We start from the raw sequence: 19,352 nt of genomic DNA, 5'->3' as shown, positions 1-19,352 counted from the left end.
CGCGGATCGCGGGCATGGCCCGCTCCTACAGTTGGCGCCGACGCTGCCCTGTAGGAGCTGGCCACGCCTGCGACGGCCCTGGCACCGAACCATCGCAGAGGCAGTCCGCCTTCGCCCCACGCCACCCAGGCCATGGACGTAGGAGCGGACTCCGTCCGCGATGGCTGACCGGCAGAAGCGGCGCCAGGCAAGGCATTCGAGCGCTTCCGGGCGCGGACCCTGTCCGCGGGTCGCGGGCATGGCCCGCTCCTACAGGTTCAGGTCGGGTCAGACCGGTGCGCGGGTGCCGTGGAACGACGCGATGCGCCAACCCTTCTCGCCGTTCACCCACAGCTGCGTGGCAAAGCCCTCGGCACGCACCGGCTCGCCGCCGCCGCGCTTCTGCAGCAGGTTGCATTGCGGCCCGCTCATCAGCGCCAGGCTTTCGCCGAACAGGCGCACCCTCAGTTCGCCGCGCTCCACCGCCAGGTAGCGCACGGCAGCACGGGCATAGTCGAGATACTGCGCCTTGTCCTGCACAAGGCCGGTGGTGTGCACGTAGAGCAGATCGTCAGCGAACAGCTCATCCAGCCGCGCATGATCCTCCTCGACCAGCGCTCGCTGGCGTTCGGCTTCCAGGTTCAGCAAAAGATCACGAATATCGTTCATGGGGGCTTTCCTTGGTGGTTGTGAGGCCTCGGTGGTTGTTGGGCCTTGGTGGTTGTTGAGCGGTCGCATCCTCGCCCTCACCCACGGCCGGGGAAAAATCGCCGATCGCCATGCCAGGCATCGCCACTCCCGATACCCCCGGCTCCATCGGACCGGCACCGGCAACGCCACGCACCGCGCGGCGTCCCCGCCTATCGACGGCATCGATGCCTGCCCATCGACAACATCTGATGGTCCCCGCCGCCGCGCCGCCCTAGCCTGCCGGCAAACAACAAGACGAGGAGAGTCCGACCATGGGCGCCCTGCACCTGCACTGCTCCACCCTGTTCGATGGCACCGGCCTGGAAACGCGCCAGCGGCAGACGCTGATCATCGACAATGGCCTGATCCGCCATGTCGGCCCGACGAGCGAGGCGCCGCGTCCGGCCGCGGGCGATCGCGAAGTCCATGGCGACTTCGTCATGCCCGGCCTGGTGGACGTGCACACCCACCTGGCCTTCGGCAACGCCCAGAGCGAGGAAGACATCGATATCTGGACCAGCGACGAATTTCGCGCCCTGCGCGGGCTGTTCTTCGCCCAGCACGTTCTGGCCGCCGGCGTCACCTCCATGGTCTGCCCCGGCGACAGCGGCCAGCTCAGCATCGCGGTACGCAACACGGTCAACGCCGGGCTCTTCGAAGGCCCGCGCATCGCCGCCAGCAGCCGTGTGATCACCAACCGGCAGAGCCTCAACGACTGGTTTCCCAGCCGCGTGGGCGCGCCCGAATTCTTCACCGCCGCGCTGGTCACCAGCCGCACCGAGGCCATCGCCGAGATCCGCAAGCAGGCCAAGGACGGCGTCGATCTGATCAAGATCGCCATGGACGGCACCCACCGCCGGCCCGATGGCGAGATCATCGCCGCCTTCACCGCCGAGGAGACCCGCGAGATGGTCGAGGAAGCCCACCGCCTGGGTTGCCGCGTGGCCACCCATGCCTATGGCCGCGAGGCGGTGATGTACGCGGCCCGGGCGGGCGTCGACCTGGTCTTCCACGCCTTCTACATGGACGACGCCTGCATCGAGGCGCTGCTCGACGCCGGTAGCGTGCTCGCGCCGACCATGACCTTCCCGCAGAACACCGTGGACTTCTGCCAGCCCCACGATCCGGCCATCAGCACCGGTTACGCCGGTTACTGCGCGCGCACGCTGGAGCTGGGCACGCCGGTGCTCAAGCGCGCCAAGGCCGCCGGCATCCCCTTCGCCTGCGGCAGCGACAGCGGTTTCGCCGTGACGCCCTACGGCGAATGGCACGCCCGCGAGCTGGAGCTGCTGGTGCGGCGCCTGGACTTCACGCCCGCCGAGGCCCTCTACGCCGCCACCAACGTCGGCGCGCGGCTGATGCCCCGCAGCGACACCCTGGGCACGCTGGCGCCGGGCAAGCAGGCCGACCTGCTGATCCTCGACGGCTCACCGCTGGAGGACATCCGTATCCTCCAGGACCGCAGCCGCCTGCAAGCGGTGTACAAGGCCGGCGAGCCGGTGCGCCTGCAACGCACCGCGTACAACCCCAAGCAGGTGTCGGACTTCAACTCGCTGAAGTGGACCGACCTCTACACCCGCGAGCGCGTCGCCCAGTTGGGCAAATGGAGCCAGTGAGCATGACCCTTCTCGACGTCGAACTGGCCGCGCACCTCGCCGCCGCCACCCTGCGCCACGCCCGCGCCCTGGGCATGCGACCGCTGGCCGCCGCCGTGCTGGATGTTGCCGGCCACCCGCTGGCGGTGCTGCGGGACGAACAGGCCAGCTTCCTGCGCCCGCAGATCGCCACCGGCAAGGCCCGCGGCTGCCTGGGCATGGGGTTCGGCGGCCGCGAACTGGCGCGCCGCGCCCAGGCCATGCCGGCGTTCTTCGATGCGATCAACAGCCTCACCGCCGGCGAGGTGATCCCGGTGGCCGGCGGCATTCTCCTGCGTGACGAGGACGGTCGGCTGCTGGGCGCCATCGGCGTCAGCGGCGACACCTCGGACAACGACGAACGCTGCGCCCTGCTGGCCATCGCGGAACTCGGCCTGCACGGCGAGACGGGCGACCCTCAATCCTGATCGGGCAGCGCGCCCTGATCGAGCAGCGCGGCCTGCGCCGCCAGCACCTGGCGGAGCCAGGCCAGCGCCGGGTCGAAAGCCTGTTGCGGATGCCATTGCAGCACCTGCGACGCGGCAGGAAATTCGAGCGGCGCCGGCACCACCCGCAGCGGATAGCGCCGCGCCAGCGCCTCGGCCTGGCGGCGGAACAGCGTGGCGATGCGAGGCGTGCCGACGATGAACTCGGCCATCAGGGAAAAGCTCTGCACCGCCACCGCCACCCGCCGTTCGATGCCGATCTCGCGCAGGTGCTGGGTATCCAGGGACAGGTTCTGGCCGTCGGTGAACTCGCGCACCACGTGCTCGGCCGCGCAATAGGCATCGAGGCTGAGCGATGCCGGGTGCGCAGGGTGAGCCGCGCAGACGAGGCAGCACAGCTCGTCGTCGAGCAGGGCTTCATGGGGGTAGCGCGGGTTGATTCGCCGTTGCGGGACGATCACCAGGTCGCTGCGCCGATACTCCAGCGCCTCGGCCACCACATCGCCGTCGCGCGGCAGCGGCAGGTCGCGCAGCACCAGCGAGGCCATGGGCGCTCGTCGCGCCAGCTCGCGGCTGACCGCGGGCAACAGGGTCGCCGCGACATAGTCCGACGCCACCAGGGTGAAGCGCCGGTCGCAGCGGGCCGGGTCGAAGTCGGCGGACGTCTCCACCACCTCCCCCGCCAGGTTCAGTACCTCGCGCACCTTGGGCGCCAACTGGCGCGCCAGCGCGGTCAGCTCGAGGCCTCGGCCCAGCGGCACCAGCAACGGGTCCTGGAAATGTTCGCGCAGCCGGCCCAGCGCGGCGCTGGTGGCCGACTGGCCGAGGTTGAGGCGCTGCGCCGCCCGGCTGACGCTGCCCTCGTCGAGCAGCACATCCAGGGCGACCAGCAGGTTGAGGTCCAGACGTCGATAGCGCATGGGCGACTTATACCCAGGCGCTGCGCTCGCGATGAGCGTATTTCGCGCTGCCAGGTATCGCGCGGCGCGATACCTGGCGCTTGCCGGGCTTACTGCGCCGCGGTGGGCTTCCAGTCCAGCAGGTGGTGGGTGAAGCCGTAGCTCGCCGACTGGTAGTAGCTGATCGCGCGCTGCACCAGCGGGTCGTCGGTCTTAGCCGTCACTTCGGTGCTGGCGCCCAGCGCCTGGTTATGCCGGCGCACTTCGCCGCGCGGGCTGAGGATCGCCAGGTCGTGGCCGTCGAACAGGCCCAGGTGCTGGTAGTTGCCGATCACCACCCGCGGCGGCAGCGCGTTCGGCACCATCAGGTCGCGCCCGTAGAAGGTCGAGGTGTAGCCGAGATTGAGGATCGACAGCAGGCTCGGCGCCAGGTCCAGCTGGCTCGCCAGTTCGCTGCGCTCCCCTGCCGGCAGCAGCTTGGGCGCGTAGATGAACAGCGGGATCTGGTAGTTCTCCACCGGCAGGTCTTCCTTGCCGGCGCTGCCCGCGGTGTGGTCGGCGACGAACACGAACAGGGTGTTGTCGAACCACGGCTTGCTCTTCGCCGCCGCGAGGAACTGGCCGATGGCGTAGTCGGTGTACTTCACCGCGCCTTCGCGGCCCTTGCCCGAGGGAATGTCGATGCGCCCGTCCGGGTAGGTGTACGGGCGGTGGTTGGAGGTGGTCATCAGTTGCAGCAGGAACGGCTGCTGGCGCGCATGGTCTTCGTCCGCCAGCTTGATGGCCTGGGCGTACAGGTCTTCGTCGCTCATGCCCCAGGCGTTCTTGAAGTGGATGTCCGACTCCTGGACGCTGGACTGGTCGACGATGCGGTAGCCGTTGCCGCCGAAGAAGGCGTTCATGTTGTCGAAGTAGCCGCGCCCGCCATAGAGGAACACCGCGTCGTAGCCCACGTTCTTCAGTTGCTGGCCGAGGCTGGCGAAGCCGCTTTCGCGGCCGACGCGCTTGACGATGGAGCGCCCCGGCGTGGGCGGGATCGACAGGGTGATGGCTTCCAGGCCACGGTCGGTGCGGGTGCCGGTGGCGTAGAAGTTGTTGAAGTAGAGGCTGTTGCGGCGCAGCTCGTCGAGGTTGGGGGTGAGGTTGCGGCCGTCGCCATTGCTGCCCAGGTACTTGGCGCTCAGGCTCTCGATGGTCACCAGGACGATGTTGTAGCGCTTGGGCTCGCCCGCGCTGGCGATGCGGCGGCGGATGTCCATCGGCTCGCTGCCGGTGAAGCGCGCGTTGGGCTCGGTCAGCTCGGCGCGGATCTGCTGGGTCACCTGCTCGGCCGGCAGCGTGGCGTAGAACTGCGGGTAGTCCAGCTCGTTATTGCGGAAGGCGGCGAAGAACTGGTACGGCCCGTTGCTCGCCAGTTCGCGGGCATAGGTGTTGCCGCCCTGGCCACGCGGGGTTTCCTGGTCCACCAGCAGGCCGGCGAGCAGTGCCAGCAGCACCAGGCCGACGCAGCCCAGCAGGCGGCGCGGCAGGGAGACGCTCGGGGCGTCACGCAGGCGGCCGAGCACCTTGACCAGCGCGAGGGTCACCACCAGCGACACGGCGGCGAGGATGCTCAGCAGCAGGCCGATGGGATAGGACTCGAGGATGTTGTTCAGCACCTCGTCCGAGTACACCAGGTAGTCGACCGCGATGAAGTTGAAGCGCACCCCGAACTCGTCCCAGAACAGCCATTCGGCCACCGCGGTGAAGAGCATCACGTAGACGCTGACGAACAGCGTGGCCGTCAGCAGCCAGCGCCAGGTCGGGCTGCGCCAGACCCGCGCGGGCATCAGCAACAGCACCACGCCCATCGGCAACAGGGCATAGACGAGGAAGCTCAGGTCATACAGCAGACCGATGGCGAAGACCGCCAGGTGGCCCGAGCCGACCTCGGGCAGATGGCTGAACAGCAGGACCGATCGGGTGAGGAAGAAGACGATCAGCCAGAGCAAGGCGACCAGCGCCACGAAGCGCATCGCAGCCGAGCGGAAAAGTTGCATGGGGTGTCCCTTGTAGTCGTGCGTATTGGGGCGGAGCAAGGCAATCGGATAGGTGCCGCAGCGGGCAGTCGGCAGCACTGTACAAAGGCAAAGGAAAAGAATTCGTCAAAGGAGCGGATTTTCCCTGCCCGGCTCAAACAGCCCGTAGACAGAAGGGCAAAATCCGCCAGCCAACGTGCGGCGGGTCCGCTATCGGCTGTCACGACGTCTTTTTCACACGCCCTTGACGAGACCTTGATCGCGCAAACCGACAATGGCGGTAACTGACGAGTCCGCCCCCATGAACGAACCCCAACGCCTCTTGGCCACCCCTCCCCATCGCGACTGCGATGCCCTTGCCGGCAGGTCGCTCGGCGGCGGCATGGCCCAGCGCATTCGCCGCTGGCGGGAGAAACGCCTGCTGCGCCTGGCGCTGCGCATGGCCGAGGAGCCGATCCTGGTGCTGGAGGTGGCGCAGACTCCCGGCGCCGCCTGGCCGGTGTTGCTGGAGCACGGCAACCGCGTCATCGTGGCGACCTGCCCGTCCGGCGACGCGTTGGAGCAGGCCCACCAGAAGTTGCCGGAGACGCTGAAGCGGCGCATCCGGGAGCTGCCCGCCCCAGAGGAAAACGCCGAGCTGCGCAAGGGCTCGGTGGACTGCCTGCTGCTGCCGGAAATCCCCCGCACCGCCTGCAACCGGCAAAACATCCGCCTGCTCAACCAATGGATTCCGGTGACCCGCGACAGCGCCATCCTGTTCGCCCGAGTCGACCACTCCAGCCAGGCGCTCGGCGCCGCCGCGCCCTGCCCCTGCGATCCCGAACCCCACCCCGGCGGCCCGGACTTCGCCAACGCCCGTTCCCTGGAGCGCGAATTCCAGCGCCTCGGGTTCTCGCACATCCGCCACTACAACCTGATCCCCGGCGTGGACGGCGTGCGGGTCTATATCCTGCGCAAGTGAACGACTGACCTTCCATCGGTGAACCAGCGGGTGCCGGCACGCTCGCTATACTGGTTTTTTGCCATCACCGAGGACACAGGGGGACACCCCGATGCAGACCCACACGGTTTTGCGCTATCTCCCATGGCTCGCCCTGGCGCTGATCCTGGGCAGCCTCGCCGGCTGGCAGATCGGCAACCTCATCGGCCTGCACGGCAACCGCTGGTTCGCCGAACCGGAGTTCGGCTTCGAAATCCTCGTCGCCCTCAGCGGCATCCTCTGCGGCGCATTGCTCTCCTATGCCAGCGAGCGCGGCCTGGCGTGGCGATCCATTGGCGTGCTGGCCGGCGCCTGCTTCATCGTCGCCGTCCTGGCGTACTGCCGACACAGCCTCGGCGGGCTCTCCGTGGAGACCAACCTGCTCGCCTACCTCCGCCAGTTCGTCCTGCAGACGTTCGGCATCTGGTTCTCGCCGGTCTTCGGCGCGGCGGCGGTTTCACTGCTGCGGGTGATCCTGCGCTGAGGCGCCGCCATCGCCTGAACCTGCCGCAGCTGATTCGTCTTCCCTCGCCAAGCACCGCGGGAACCCCCGCTCGCCACGCGGCGCGTTCGGCGAGCGCTGGTCAATCGCCGGCGGGAAACGGCAGACTGTGCGCACCGCACCGAGGAACCTGCCATGGATTGCCCGCCTCCCCCCACCTTGCACACCGCGCGCCTGCTGCTCACGCCGATCGAGCTGACCGACGCCGAGGTCATCCAGCGCCGGTTCCCGCACTGGGAGGTGGTGCGCTACCTGGACAGCCGCGTGCCCTGGCCCTACCCGGACGACGGCGCCCTGGCCTACGTGCGTGACGTGGTCCTGCCGGCCATGGCGCGTGGCGAGGAGTGGCACTGGATGATCCGCCTCGCCAGCGAACCGGACGACGCCATCGGCACGATCTCGCTGTTCGATCAGCCAGACAACCATCGCGGTTTCTGGCTGGCGCCCGCCTGGCAGGGCCACGGCTACATGAGCGAGGCCTGCGAAGCGGTCAACCGCTTCTGGTTCCTGACGCTGGAAAAGCCGGCGCTGCGGGTGCCCAAGGCCGTACCCAACCAGGGTTCGCGGCGTATATCCGAACGCGAGGGCATGCGCCTGGTGGGCCGCGACGAAGGTCACTTCGTCAGCGGCGTGCTGCCACGGGAAACCTGGGAGCTGACGCGGGAAGAGTGGCTGGCGCGCCATGCAGCCGATTGAACAGGCCTGGCGGGGCGAACTCTGGCTCGGCGCGGATTTCTGCCTGGTCGCCGGTACCACCGGCCACGCCCGTGCCCACGCCCATTACGCGCACCAGTTGCTGATGGCCCGTGAGGGCGAGGTGAAGGCGCTGATCGACAACCAGCCGCAGCAGGCCGCGCTGCTGGTGATCGCCTCCAACCAGCGCCACGCGATCCTCCACGGCGGCCAGCACACCGTGACGCTGTTCGCCGAGCCGCTGGCCTTCGAGCTGGCCGATCTGCAGCGCCTCTGCCGCAGCACGGGCGCCGACCTGCCGCGCCTGGCGCAGGACCTGCGCCACCTGCCGCGTCGCCAGCTCGACCCGCGCCTGGAAAAAGCCCTGCAACGCATCCGCGCGCTGGACGATGGCGCCCTGCCCGCCCACGAACTGGCCGCGCAAGCCTCGCTCTCGCTGAGCCAGCTGGAACGGCTGTTCAGCGGTAGCCTGGGCCTGTCGGTGCGCCGCCTGGTGCTCTGGCAGCGACTGCGCCAGGCGCTGCGGCTGGCCATTGCTGGTGCGAGCCTGACAAACGCCGCCATCGCCGCGGGCTTCGCCGACTCCGCGCACTTCTCCCGCAGCGTGCGCAAGCAGTTCGGCATACGCGCCGACCTGACGCTACGGCAGCTCACGCTGCGGTTGCTCGACTAGCGGCGCTCCGCTACCGAGCAACTCTTGTGGGAGCCGTAACCTTCCGGGATATCGGCCCTACGCAGAAATGTCCCGTAGGAGCGGACTTCGTCCGCGATGGGTTCCGGCGCGATGCGGGCCTATCGCGGACAGAGTCCGCTCCTACGCGTCCTTCCAATTCTGCCGTTGCGCCATCAACGAACACTGACTCCCGCACGCTGCAACGCCGGCGGCAACGGCGCCGGCGGGTGCAGCACATCGGCGCGGCGGAACGGTTCGGCAAGCTGATCAAAGTACCCCACGGGATAGTCCGGGCGGTCGCCGATGCCCAGGTCATCCTCCGCCAGCGCGTAGTCCGGCAGGTGCAGCGCGGTGCCCAGCAGACGATCCCAGACGCTGAAGAACAGCGCGAAATTCACGTCCCCCGCCGTGCCGTATTTCAGGTGATGCAGACGATGCAGCGGCGCCCAGGCGAACAGATGGCGCAGCGCGCCGATGCGCATATCGACATTGCTGTGCTGCAGCAGCAACTGGATGGCGATGGCAAACGCCAGCAACGCCGCGACCTCCAGCGGGATGCCCAGCAACAGCAGCGGCAGCGTGCCGCCCAGGGCTTCGAGCATCTGGTGCAGCGGGTGCTTCATCAGCCCGTTGAAGCCATACATCCGCGTGACGCTGTGGTGCACCGCATGCAGGCGCCACAACAGCGGCGAACGGTGGCTGGCGACGTGCACCAGGGTGATGCCGAGGTCGGCGATCAGCAGCGCCACCAGCAGCTGCAGCGCCAGCGGCCATGCCGTCGGCCACAGGTCGAGATGCGGCAGCCACAGGGTCACCAGGGGAACCGCGGCAATGCCGAGGGCGTTCAAGGTTTCGTTGACCAGCGCATGGACCAGATCGCGGGCGCCATCGCCGTGGCTCTCGTTCCAGCCGGGTCGATAGGGCCACAGTCGCTCGGCCAGAAAGGCCAGCAGGATCGCCAGCGGCAACAGCGCCGGCAGGGCAATCAGCGAGACGCCTTCACCGACCAGGTACAGAGCCAGGCCGATGAAGCCGAAGAAGAACGCGGGGGCATAGAGGTATCGCATGGGGCCGCTCCAATCCAGGAAGAGCGGCCAGTTTTCCCGTAGCGCTGTCCGTCGCGCTTGAACAATCCGCGCATTCGGCGCCGGCACCGCGCGCGGTTTCCATGCCTTTACCGGCCGCCTCAACGGCTCTTCGAAATCACGCCGACCATGTACTGGTTCAGATCGCGCAGGTCATCGATGCTCCAGGCGTGCGGCGGTATCTTCACGCCGTTCTCGCGCAGGGTCCTGGGGATCAGGCTGCCGTTGGGGCGCAACACCACCGACGACACGATGACGCCCGGATAATCACTCAGCCGCTTCCTGAACGCGGGCGTCGTGAGGTCGGGCGTGGGCGGGTTGCTCTTGCGGGCCAGCGGCCCGGTGGCCTTGATGTCCGCGCCGTGACAAACGGCGCAGCGCTGGGTAAAGAGATTCTTGCCGTTGAGGTTATCCGCCAGGGCGGGCGCGCCCTGAGCCAGCGCCAGAATCCCGGTCATACCGATGAACACTGCTTTCACTTGCCTGCTTCCTTGCCATGGGAATTCGTCCCGGATCACTCAGCGTCGCCAGGCGCAGCCCAGCGCGCTGAGCGCCAGTATCGCAGCCGCCCCCGCATAAGCCCAGAGCGCGGGCACCTGCGGCAGCAGCACGCCGGCCAGGATAGGCCCGAGCCCAGCGCCGATGTCCCGCCACACCGCATTGCCCGCCAGCGCCTGGATGCGCCCCTGCGGGTTGCGCTGCGCGACCAGCGTGACCACCAGCGGCAGTTGCAGCGCGCGCAGCACGAGGACGAAGAAGGCCCCCACGAACAGCCAATAGCTGCCGAACATCAGCAGCGCCAGCGAGGTGGCCAGCGACAGGATGACCAGCATGCGCAGCGCGCCGAAGCGATCGGCCAGGCGCCCGCCGAACGGGCTGAAGAGCATCTCGCTGAGGTATCGCACCGCCATCAGCACGCCGGCCACCAGCACGCCGGTGCCGCCCAGGTGGGTCTGCGCGTAGAGCGACAGGCCGAAGATGAACAGACCGTCGAGGGTCACGCCTTCGATGAACGACCAGGTGGCGATGCTGTCCGGCAGGCGCAGACGGCGGCCGCTGTGCGCAGGGATGGGATGCCCTGTGTCGGGCAGCGCGCGGGCCCGCCACAGCCCGCACAGGGCACTGAGGCAGAGGACGAAGAAAATGCTGCGCGGCCCCAGCGCCTGGGCCATGACCGCGCCCAGCGGCAGGAACAGCATCGGGCCGATGGAAAGGGTCGCCCGCGAACGCCCGGCACGCCGTGCGGCCCCTTGTGCCTCGGCGGTGGCCAGGGTCTGGGTGCTGAGGTTGAAGGTGGCGAAGCACAGGCCCCAGACCAGGCGCAGCACCAGCAGCGCGGCGAAGCCGGAAAGCAACGCGTTGCCCAGGGCGCAGGCCGCTGCCGCGAAGGCCGCGAGGCTGCAGGCGGCGCGGTCGCCGTGGCGGCCGTAGAAGCGCACCACCCAGCCGTAGCCGACGATGCGCACCAGCCGGTTGGCCGCCAGGAGGATGCCCGCTTCCACCAGGGTGACGCCGAAATCCGCCGCGTACATCGGCAGCAGCAGGTACAGCAACACGTCGCTGGGCAGGCACAGGCTCAGCACCTGGGCGGAGTTGCGCGAATCCCGGTCGGCTCGCTGCAGGGCAGGCGCGGAAGCGGACGACATGACGACCTCGTGACAACGAAGGCCGCAGGATAACCCGCGCCCCGCCCGGCAGGGCAAGCTTTACGACCGCCTCGCGTGGAACCGGACTGCGCAAAACCATTGTTCATGCAGGGGTGCATGGCATCGGTACGCCAGGCGCTGCCGCAGGCCTGCTGATCACCCACCGGCTGAGCCCGACGCAGGATGGCGTGGAGCGCAGCGATAGCCATCACGCCCGTGCGCCGTCAGCATGGGTATCGCTGCGCTCCACCCGTCCTACAAAAGCGCCAGCGGGAACCGCCCCGCTGCTCATCCACTGGCTGACCCCATCCTGCAAACGGGCAGCCGGGAAGGGTCAGCGCGAATACGGTGGGTACTTGTCCCCCGGCACGCGCCGCTTACCTTGCGGGTCCGGGCCGTCCTGCGGGGCATGGGGCGGATGCGGCGGGTCGATCTGCGGGTCGGCGAGGTCCGGCGAGTCCGGGTCGAAACCCAGCTCCGGGTCCACCTTGCGCGAGCCGCCCGCCGGGCCCTGGCGCTGCGGATAGCCGGGCAACCCTCGCTTGTCGCCGGGGCCGGACCGGTCGGGCCAGCGCTCCGGGGCGACCGTGGGGCGTTGTGTGATTTCACCGTGGCCTTTCATGCTCACCTCCAGCGGTTGGGTCAGGGCATGGCGGTGGACGCACAGGGCTCACGAAGGTTTCAGCCAATCGCCCGACGGCGAAGGTTAGGGAGAGGGGAAATAGCCGGTACGGGGTTTCAGATGAAGACAGTCGCTCCTACGCGAACCGGAACGCCGGTGCTGACCTGTAGGAGCGCGCCATGCGCGCCGTCGCGGGCGTGGCCCGCTCCTACAGCGCAACGATGGCGCTTGGGTATGCGCCGGCTGACACCTGAAACCTCGGCGTCAGCGTGGTGGATTTCGCGGACAAGGTCCGCTCCTACCCGGATACTCCTGCGCTGGCCTCAGCCCTCTCCCCCGCCCTGGCTACGCGCCCCGCGCCGAAGGGAGAGGGAGCCGTGCGGCGTCGCCGGTTGGCTCAGTGCTCCGCTTGATGCCGGTCAGTCCCTCTCCCTGAAGGGAGAGGGTTAGGGAGAGGGAAATAGCCAGTACGGGGTTCCAGATAAAGACAGTTGCTCCTACGCGAACCAGAACGCCGGTGCTGACCTGTAGGAGCGCGCCATGCGCGCGATCGCGGGCATGGCGCGCTCCTACAGCGCAACGATGGCGCTTGGGTATGCTCACCCGAGCGACGGGTAAGACCTCGGCCTCGCCCGGCACGGTCTGCCCCCTCTCCCTGTGGGAGAGGGCTGGGGTGAGGGGCGAACCCTGGCGCGGAGTTGACCGGGACAAATCGGTTGCTTGGGAACGAGCGCCTGTGCCCCGGCTTGCGCCGGCAACCTCCGCGACCGCCGCCGGGAAATCGCGGAGGAAGTCCGCTCCTGCGCGAACGGAAGCGCGCCGGGCCGGCAGGGCTGCGCCGGCCCGGCGTGTGCCGTTACTTCTTGGCGGTCAGCGTGCTGTAGCTGGTGATCAGGTTGCGGTAATCAGGGATGTGGTTGGAGAACAGCGCGGCCAGGCCTTCGATGTCGTTGCGCCAGTCGCGGTGCAGCTCACAGGCCACGCCGAACCAGGTCATCATCTGTGCGCCGGCGGCTTCCATGCGGCGCCAGGCCGCGTCGCGGGTGACGTCGTTGAAGGTTCCCGAGGCATCGGCCACCACGAACACGTCGAAGCCCTCCTCCAGCGCGGACAGCGCCGGGAACGCCACGCAGACTTCGGTCACCACGCCGGCGATGATCAGCTGTTTCTTGCCGGTGGCCTTCACCGCCTTGACGAAGTCCTCGTTGTCCCAGGCGTTGATGTTGCCGGGGCGGGCGATGTAGGGCGCGTCCGGGAACAGGTCTTTCAGCTCGGGCACCAGCGGGCCGTTGGGGCCGCTCTCGAAACTGGTGGTGAGGATGGTCGGCAGCTTGAAGTACTTGGCCAGGTCGGCCAGGGCCAGGACGTTATTCTTGAACTTGTCCGGTTCGATGTCACGTACCAGCGAGAGCAGACCGGCCTGGTGATCGACCAGCAGTACGGCGGCCTGGGACTTGTCGAGACGGACGTAGGGCTTGCTCATGGCGTTTCCTCGTTGCAGTGAAGGCCCGGCCGGAGCCGGGCAAGGGGCGGTTCAGCGCTGGGAGTCCAGCACCTCGTGCTCGGTCACCACCTGCTGTGCCTTGGTGTAGCTTTCGATCAGCAGCCGGTAGTGCGGGAAGATCAGGCTGTAGGCCTCGGCCCACTGCGCGGCGTCGGGGCGGTTCCAGGTGCGCTGGATCTCCGAGGCCACGGCGGCGGTGTCCATGGGCACCACGCCGGCCTGGACGACACGGGCCAGGGTGATTTCCTGGGCCGCCTTGGAATAGGTGCCGGAAGCGTCGATCACGGCGAATACCTTGTAGCCGGCGTCGACCGCGGCAATCGCCGGGAAGGCCATGCACACGCTGGTGATGGTGCCGGCGATGACCAGGGTCTTCTTCCCGGTGGCTTGCACCGCGGCGACGAATTCCGGATTGTCCCAGGCATTGATCTCGCCCTTGCGCGCCACGTACCGCGCATGGGGCGCAGCCTCGTGGATCTCGGGAATCAGCGGGCCGTTGGGGCCCTGCGGCACCGAGGCGGTGGTGATCACCGGGATCTTCGCCAGCGTGGCGATTCGTGCCAGGGTGATGGCGTTGTTGCGCAGCTCGGTCATGGGCATGTCCTTGACCGTCTGGAACAGGCCGCTCTGGTGGTCGATGAGCAGCATGGCGGTATCGTCGGGGTCGATGACCGGGCGCTGGCCGTTGAAGTTGGCAACCTGGTTGAAGTGGCTCATGTCGGGGTCTCCACAAGGGGCATCCTGCCCGCAGAGCCCGCGCCTCCTGCGCGGGCGTTCATCCAGACTAGGCGACGCCTGAGTCCGGGGTATGACATCAGCGGGTCATCTGTCCGAAACGTCCGTTCTGGACGTCGGCGATCGCCTGCTGGATTTCGCTTTCGCTGTTCATCACGAAGGGGCCGTAGCCGACGATGGGCTCGTCCAGCGGCTCGCCGCTGAGCAGCAGCACCAGGGCGTCGCTCTCGGCTTCCAGCAGCAGGCTGTCGCCGCGCCGGTCGAACAGCGCCAGTTGGCCTTCGCGCAGCGTTTCACCGCTGCCCAGCCGCAGGTGGCCGCGCAGCACCACCAGGGCGGTGTTGCGTCCGGCCTTGACGGCCAGTTCCAGCGGGCGGCCGGGCTGCAGGCGCAGGTCCCAGACATCCAGCGGGCTGAACGTATGGGCCGGGCCGGCCTGGCCGGCGTAGTCCCCGGCGATCACCCGCAGGCTGCCGGCGCCATCGGCCAGTTCGACGCGCGGGATGTCGCCGGCGAGCAGCGTCTGGTAGGCCGGCGCGGTGCGCTTGTGGCGCGCCGGCAGGTTTACCCAGAGCTGGGCCATGTGCAGGTTGCCGCCGCGGCGGGCGAAGTCCGGCGCGTGGTATTCCTCGTGGAGGATGCCGTCGCCGGCGGTCATCCACTGCACGTCGCCGGGACCGATGCGGCCGCCACCGCCGCTGGAGTCGCGGTGTTCCAGTTCGCCTTCGTAGACCAGGGTCACCGTTTCGAAACCGCGATGCGGGTGCTGGCCGACGCCACGGCGCACCGTGCTGGGGCCGAACGCATGGGGGCCGGCATGGTCGAGCAACAAAAAGGGGCTGAGGTGCTCACCCAGGCTGTCATAGGAAAACAGCGTGCGAACCGGGAAGCCGTCACCGACCCAGTGCGGCCGGGCGGCGCTGTAGATGCCGAGAATCTGTTTCATGGGATGCCTCCTGTGATGCATGGAGGCCACGATACGGGCGGAACAATTGCCTCGGTAGACGGCAAAAACTACTATCAGTGTTCCATGAGAGGAACACCGAAATGGACGATCTCAACGACCTCTATTACTTCGCGCAGGTGGTGGAGCATGGTGGCTTCACCCCCGCCGGCCGCGCCCTGGACGAGCCCAAGTCGAAGCTCAGCCGGCGTATCGCCGCGCTGGAAGAGCGCCTGGGCGTGCGGCTGATCCAGCGCTCGACCCGGCACTTCTCGGTGACCGAGATCGGCCAGGTGTTCTACCGCCACTGCGTGGCGATGCTGGTGGAGGCGGCGGCGGCCACCGAGGCCGTCGAGCAGCACCGCTCCGAGCCGCGCGGCGTGGTGAACCTGAGCTGCCCCACGGCGCTGCTGAATTTCTGGGTCGGCCCGATGCTGGCGCGCTTCATGGTGCAGTACCCGCTGGTGGAACTGCATGTGCAGAGCACCAACCGCCAGGTGGACCTGATCCAGGAAGGCATCGACATTGCCCTGCGGGTGCGCTTTCCGCCGCTGGAAAGCAGCGATCTGGTGATGAAGGTGCTGGGCGAGAGCCGACAGCGCGTGGTGGGCGCCCCGTCCTGGCGCGAGCGCCTGCCGGCCAAGCCGAAGCCCGCGGACGTGGCGGCGCTGCCGACGCTGCACTGGGGCACGGTGCAACGCGACTATCACTGGCAGCTCGACGGCCCCAAGGGCGCCAGCGCCCAGGTGCGCTACCGGCCGCGCATGGTCACCGACGACCTGGTCGCCCTGCGCCAGGCCGCATTGGCCGGCGCCGGCGTGGTGCACCTGCCCGCCGTGGTGGTGTGCGAGGACCTCAACGACGGCAGGCTGGTGAACCTGCTGCCGGACTGGGCGCCGCGCACCGGCGTGGTCCACGCGGTGTTCCCGTCGCGGCGCGGCCTGCTGCCGTCGGTACGAACCTTGCTGGATTTTCTCGGGGAGGAGTTCGAGAAAAGCGACATGTCCTAGGTGAGGGCCCTTCAGGCGGGAAAGAAAGTTCGCACTTCACTCCCGGACGCCGGTCCATGAAGGACATACGAGTCGGGAATATGACGAGCCTTTCTTCAGAAAGCGCTGACATACCTTTCCAGCAGCCATTCCTTACCATTTGTCGAAATAAATGCCGTAACCAGTTCATCTGGTTAGGAATCTTTGGTTAATGTCTATCCTGAAGTCTGTACAAAGCGTGTCGAGGAGCCGCCGGTATGGCTAAGAACCTGAAAGAGCGTGCAACGGTCATCTGCCGCCTCGACGACAAGATCCTCTTCGTGCGCAAGTCCAAGTCGAAGTGGAACCTCCCCGGCGGCCGCATCGAGGCCGACGAACGCCCCGGCCAGGCCGCCGTGCGCGAGCTGATCGAGGAAACCGGGCTGACCATCGAGCAGATGAACTACGTGGCGCCGCTGGAGCTGTACCAGACGCTGCACTACGTGTTCGAAACGCCGGTGGACCCGACGCAGCAGCCCACCCCGCTGAACGAGATCGCCGACTGCCGCTGGTTCGCTCCCGACGAGCTGGAGCGCCGCCGGGTCAACAAATCGGCGCGCCGCCTGCTGCGCACCTGTCTGAACAAAGCTGGCTGACGGACTCCGCCGATCAGGGTATCTTCCGAAGCTTCTTACAAGATGCCCAGAAAGGATGCACCGCCCCATGCTTCGCGCCGCCCTGCTCTGCACCACCGCGCTCTTCACCACTGCGCTGGGCTCCAGCCTGGCCTTCGCCCAGGTCGAGGTGAAGCCGGTGCAGCATTCCAAGGTCGGCGAAGTGCTGGCGGTGCGAATCAGCGAAGACATTGCCCCGGGTGACTACGAGCGGCTGTTCAAGGGCCTGATCGCCAACCCTGGCAAGTTCGCGCGCAAGGTGGCCCTGCTGGACAGCATTGGCGGCAGCGCCGCCGAGTCGATCAAGATGGGCCGCCTGCTGCGCGAAGCCGGCTTCGAGACATTGGTGCCGACCAACAGCGTGTGCCAGGGCTCCTGCGTGTACCTGCTGGCCGCCGGCAAGCAGCGCACGGTGCGCGGCTACGTCGGCCTGCACCGCCCCTACTACCCTGCTGGCGATTCATCGCAGGCGGCGGGCAGCTACAACGCCCGCGCCTATCTGCGTGACATGGACATTCCGCTGGAACTGGCCGACACCATGCAGAGCATCGACCCCCAGCGCATGCTCGTGCTGACGCCGCAGGAACTGCAGCGCTACGGCCTGGGCGCAACGCCCAGCCAGATCAGCGCCCGCTGACGTTCAGCGGCCACTGGTCGGCGTCCAGGTAGCCCAGCAGACGCGGCGTCTGGTCCTTCTCACTGAGCACGAAGAGCGTCGAGGCGTAATCCGGCGTGGCCGGATCCTTCACGCTCACCGAGTGCTCCAGGTCCTCGATGCACTCACTGTGGGTCACCAGGATCAGGTTGCGGTGGGCGACCTTGTGCTGCAGCGCCTGCTCCAGCATCGAGCCTTCACACTTGTACAGCCAGGACTGCTCCTGCGGCGTCCGGCCGAACATCGACGAGGCGGTCTGCACGGCGCGCAGCTGGTCGCTGCTGAGGATGTCGGCGTTGGCCAGGCCGAGGGCGGCGAAATCCTGGCCGATCTCATGGGCGCTCTGCCCGCCACGCACGGTGATGCCACTGGCGTCGGCCAGGCATGGCGCGCTGGAGCGGTCGCAGCGTTCGGCATGGCGCACCAGCACGATCAGGTCGCCGTTCTGCCAATGCTCGCGCAACTCGGCCTGGCGCTGGGCATCGCCCACCAGCGGCGTCGGCCGGGAGAAGTCCAGCGGCAGGAAGCCGCTGAGCAGGGCGATCACCGGAAGAATCGCCAGCAGAGCCAGCCAACGGCGGGAGAGGACACTGATGAATTTCGGGATGGGCATGGTTTGGGCCGCTACAGGGAATGTTTCCGCATCCGTTTCCCCCGAAAAAGGAGGGAGGCCCGACCCTTCCCTGGGATGACCATCGCACTGCGGGGTTGTCAGATGGCGGGCGATCAAACCCTATCCCCGGTTTCGTGAAGAACCCGTTATGAATTGCTGAAGAATCCGTCTCTGTGAAATACGACCGTTTGTCGTCCCGACGCTTTCCGGCCTGCAGCGGGCGCGATTCAACGGTTTTCGGTCATCGCACTGTGATAGAACAAGGCACAGTGCCATCAGAGAGCCGCCGCCATGCCGTACGACGCCTCGCCGGAAAATCCCGTCTACCAGACCCTCCTCGAATCCACCCGCGCCATCCCGTGGAAGATCGACTGGAAAGCCATGACCTTCGCCTACATCGGCCCGCAGATCGAAGCACTTCTAGGCTGGAGCCAGGCCAGTTGGGTCAGCGCCAACGACTGGGCCGAACGCATGCACCCGGAGGATCGCGAGCGGGTGGTGAATTTCTGCGTGTCGCAGTCCCGCGAGGGCACCGACCACGAGGCGGATTACCGCGCCCTCACCGCCTCCGGGGACTACGTGTGGATTCGCGATGTGGTGCACGTGGTGCGCGACGATAACGGCGAGGTGGATTCGCTGATCGGCTTCATGTTCGACATCAGCGAGCGCAAGCGGGCCGAAGAGCAGCTGATCATGCTGCAGCGCCAGCTGGAGGAGTATTCGTACAAGGACGGCCTGACCGGCGTGGCCAACCGGCGCATGTTCGACTCGCTGCTGGAAACCGAATGGGGCAGCGCCCAGCGCAGTGGCCAGCCGCTCTCGCTGGTGCTGCTGGATATCGACTACTTCAAGCAGTTCAACGATCACTACGGGCACATCCGGGGCGACGACTGCCTGCGCAGCGTCGGCAAGGCGCTGGCCGGCGCGCTGCACCGCCCCCGCGACTTCATCGCCCGCTTCGGCGGCGAGGAGTTCGTGCTGGTGCTGCCGGAAACCGACAGCGAGGCCGCCCGGCAGATCGCCGAGCGCTGCCGCAGCGTGTTGCGCGAGCAGCGCATCTGCCACGAACAATCCGCCGTGTCCGGTCTGCTGACCATCAGCCTCGGCGTGGGTACCGCCGTGCCCTCCGCCAGCGACCGCCCGCTGGACTTAGTCGCGGCGGTGGACCGCCTGCTCTACCAGGCCAAGCAGGCCGGGCGTGATCGGCTGGTGGCGGGCCAGTGGAACCGTGGCGACGACCTGCGGCGCGATTCACCGCGCGCCATTCCCTGATGCGGCCGGCTGCGACGTCCTGACTCGACCAATCGCGCGGGCGCCGGCGCCAGAGCTGACTAAGCTCTATGCCACACGCGCGTGCCGGCGGCAGCGCGGCAGCCTCACGAGGGCTGCCGCCA

General features: G+C 67.8%; 21 protein-coding genes. 10 read left to right on the top strand and 11 right to left on the bottom strand.

Annotated elements, in window-relative coordinates:
* Positions 1-267: 267 nt before the first annotated feature.
* Positions 268-648, bottom strand: a complete 381-nt coding sequence (locus tag ACNFIA_RS07910; RefSeq protein ID WP_416783842.1) for a nuclear transport factor 2 family protein — start codon at positions 646-648, stop codon at positions 268-270.
* A gap of 293 nt (positions 649-941) precedes the next feature.
* On the opposite strand from ACNFIA_RS07910, the gene ACNFIA_RS07905 reads away from it, so the two are divergent.
* Together ACNFIA_RS07905 and ACNFIA_RS07900 are read left to right on the top strand one after the other, a co-directional pair.
* Positions 942-2,285 carry an amidohydrolase family protein gene (locus tag ACNFIA_RS07905; protein WP_416783841.1) on the top strand — a complete coding sequence of 448 codons (1,344 nt, stop codon included), beginning with the start codon at positions 942-944 and terminating at the stop codon, positions 2,283-2,285.
* Positions 2,286-2,287: 2 nt separating this feature from the next.
* Positions 2,288-2,731 (top strand): GlcG/HbpS family heme-binding protein, encoded by a 444-nt coding sequence (locus ACNFIA_RS07900; protein ID WP_416783840.1) that lies wholly within the window; start codon positions 2,288-2,290, stop codon positions 2,729-2,731.
* Here the strand turns inward: ACNFIA_RS07900 and ACNFIA_RS07895 are convergent.
* On the bottom strand, positions 2,722-3,669 hold the full coding sequence (locus tag ACNFIA_RS07895) for a LysR family transcriptional regulator (RefSeq protein WP_259755800.1): 948 nt from the start codon (positions 3,667-3,669) through the stop codon (positions 2,722-2,724). The two genes, ACNFIA_RS07900 and ACNFIA_RS07895, sit on opposite strands and share 10 nt — an antisense overlap.
* Positions 3,670-3,758: 89 nt before the next feature.
* Positions 3,759-5,687, bottom strand: a complete 1,929-nt coding sequence (locus tag ACNFIA_RS07890) for an LTA synthase family protein (protein ID WP_416783839.1) — start codon at positions 5,685-5,687, stop codon at positions 3,759-3,761.
* Between the two features lie 280 nt (positions 5,688-5,967).
* On the opposite strand from ACNFIA_RS07890, the gene ACNFIA_RS07885 reads away from it, so the two are divergent.
* From ACNFIA_RS07885 to ACNFIA_RS07870, 4 genes are all read left to right on the top strand, one after another.
* On the top strand, positions 5,968-6,627 hold the full coding sequence (locus ACNFIA_RS07885) for a hypothetical protein (protein WP_416783838.1): 660 nt from the start codon (positions 5,968-5,970) through the stop codon (positions 6,625-6,627).
* A 91-nt stretch (positions 6,628-6,718) separates the two neighbouring features.
* Entirely contained in the window at positions 6,719-7,129 is a 411-nt protein-coding gene (locus ACNFIA_RS07880; protein WP_416783837.1) for a hypothetical protein, read from the top strand.
* Positions 7,130-7,282: 153 nt separating this feature from the next.
* Positions 7,283-7,843, top strand: a complete 561-nt coding sequence (locus ACNFIA_RS07875) for a GNAT family N-acetyltransferase (protein WP_416783836.1) — start codon at positions 7,283-7,285, stop codon at positions 7,841-7,843.
* The gene (locus ACNFIA_RS07870; RefSeq protein WP_416783835.1) at positions 7,830-8,513 is read left to right on the top strand and encodes a helix-turn-helix transcriptional regulator; all 684 of its coding nucleotides are present in this window, start codon (positions 7,830-7,832) and stop codon (positions 8,511-8,513) included. Before ACNFIA_RS07875 ends, ACNFIA_RS07870 begins: the two co-directional genes overlap by 14 nt.
* A gap of 173 nt (positions 8,514-8,686) precedes the next feature.
* Here ACNFIA_RS07870 and ACNFIA_RS07865 read toward each other — a convergent pair whose 3' ends face one another.
* The 7 genes from ACNFIA_RS07865 to ACNFIA_RS07835 all read right to left on the bottom strand — a co-directional run bounded on the left by ACNFIA_RS07865 (position 8,687) and on the right by ACNFIA_RS07835 (position 15,051).
* Positions 8,687-9,580 carry a sterol desaturase family protein gene (locus ACNFIA_RS07865; protein ID WP_416783834.1) on the bottom strand — a complete coding sequence of 298 codons (894 nt, stop codon included), beginning with the start codon at positions 9,578-9,580 and terminating at the stop codon, positions 8,687-8,689.
* Positions 9,581-9,699: 119 nt separating this feature from the next.
* Complete coding sequence (locus ACNFIA_RS07860; RefSeq protein WP_416784607.1) at positions 9,700-10,056, bottom strand: c-type cytochrome; 357 nt, start codon at positions 10,054-10,056, stop codon at positions 9,700-9,702.
* A 60-nt stretch (positions 10,057-10,116) separates the two neighbouring features.
* Entirely contained in the window at positions 10,117-11,244 is a 1,128-nt protein-coding gene (locus tag ACNFIA_RS07855; protein WP_259755811.1) for an MFS transporter, read from the bottom strand.
* Positions 11,245-11,578: 334 nt separating this feature from the next.
* On the bottom strand, positions 11,579-11,866 hold the full coding sequence (locus ACNFIA_RS07850) for a DUF6021 family protein (protein WP_416783833.1): 288 nt from the start codon (positions 11,864-11,866) through the stop codon (positions 11,579-11,581).
* Between the two features lie 856 nt (positions 11,867-12,722).
* Entirely contained in the window at positions 12,723-13,349 is a 627-nt protein-coding gene (gene ycaC / locus ACNFIA_RS07845; protein ID WP_259755812.1) for an isochorismate family cysteine hydrolase YcaC, read from the bottom strand.
* Positions 13,350-13,400: 51 nt separating this feature from the next.
* Positions 13,401-14,087 (bottom strand): hydrolase, encoded by a 687-nt coding sequence (locus ACNFIA_RS07840; RefSeq protein WP_416783832.1) that lies wholly within the window; start codon positions 14,085-14,087, stop codon positions 13,401-13,403.
* A 97-nt stretch (positions 14,088-14,184) separates the two neighbouring features.
* Positions 14,185-15,051 carry a pirin family protein gene (locus ACNFIA_RS07835; RefSeq protein ID WP_416783831.1) on the bottom strand — a complete coding sequence of 289 codons (867 nt, stop codon included), beginning with the start codon at positions 15,049-15,051 and terminating at the stop codon, positions 14,185-14,187.
* A gap of 101 nt (positions 15,052-15,152) precedes the next feature.
* Here ACNFIA_RS07835 and ACNFIA_RS07830 point away from each other — a divergent pair, with 101 nt between their 5' ends.
* From ACNFIA_RS07830 to ACNFIA_RS07820, 3 genes are all read left to right on the top strand, one after another.
* On the top strand, positions 15,153-16,058 hold the full coding sequence (locus ACNFIA_RS07830; RefSeq protein ID WP_259755816.1) for a LysR family transcriptional regulator: 906 nt from the start codon (positions 15,153-15,155) through the stop codon (positions 16,056-16,058).
* A gap of 236 nt (positions 16,059-16,294) precedes the next feature.
* Positions 16,295-16,672 (top strand): NUDIX hydrolase, encoded by a 378-nt coding sequence (locus tag ACNFIA_RS07825; protein WP_259755817.1) that lies wholly within the window; start codon positions 16,295-16,297, stop codon positions 16,670-16,672.
* 55 nt (positions 16,673-16,727) lie between these two features.
* Positions 16,728-17,327 (top strand): hypothetical protein, encoded by a 600-nt coding sequence (locus tag ACNFIA_RS07820; RefSeq protein WP_416783829.1) that lies wholly within the window; start codon positions 16,728-16,730, stop codon positions 17,325-17,327.
* On the opposite strand, the gene ACNFIA_RS07815 is transcribed toward ACNFIA_RS07820, so the two are convergent.
* The gene (locus ACNFIA_RS07815; RefSeq protein WP_259755820.1) at positions 17,314-17,958 is read right to left on the bottom strand and encodes a histidine phosphatase family protein; all 645 of its coding nucleotides are present in this window, start codon (positions 17,956-17,958) and stop codon (positions 17,314-17,316) included. The genes ACNFIA_RS07820 and ACNFIA_RS07815 overlap by 14 nt on opposite strands.
* Before the next feature lie 291 nt (positions 17,959-18,249).
* On the opposite strand from ACNFIA_RS07815, the gene ACNFIA_RS07810 reads away from it, so the two are divergent.
* Positions 18,250-19,230, top strand: a complete 981-nt coding sequence (locus ACNFIA_RS07810; protein WP_416783826.1) for a GGDEF domain-containing protein — start codon at positions 18,250-18,252, stop codon at positions 19,228-19,230.
* Positions 19,231-19,352 lie beyond the last annotated feature (122 nt).

It is taken from the genome of Pseudomonas sp. NY15437, from assembly GCF_048068435.1.
In the GTDB taxonomy this organism is placed as follows: Bacteria; Pseudomonadota; Gammaproteobacteria; order Pseudomonadales; family Pseudomonadaceae; genus Pseudomonas; species Pseudomonas nitroreducens_B.
Note: the sequence above shows the minus strand (reverse complement) of the source record. Positions and strands in the feature narration are given on the sequence as shown.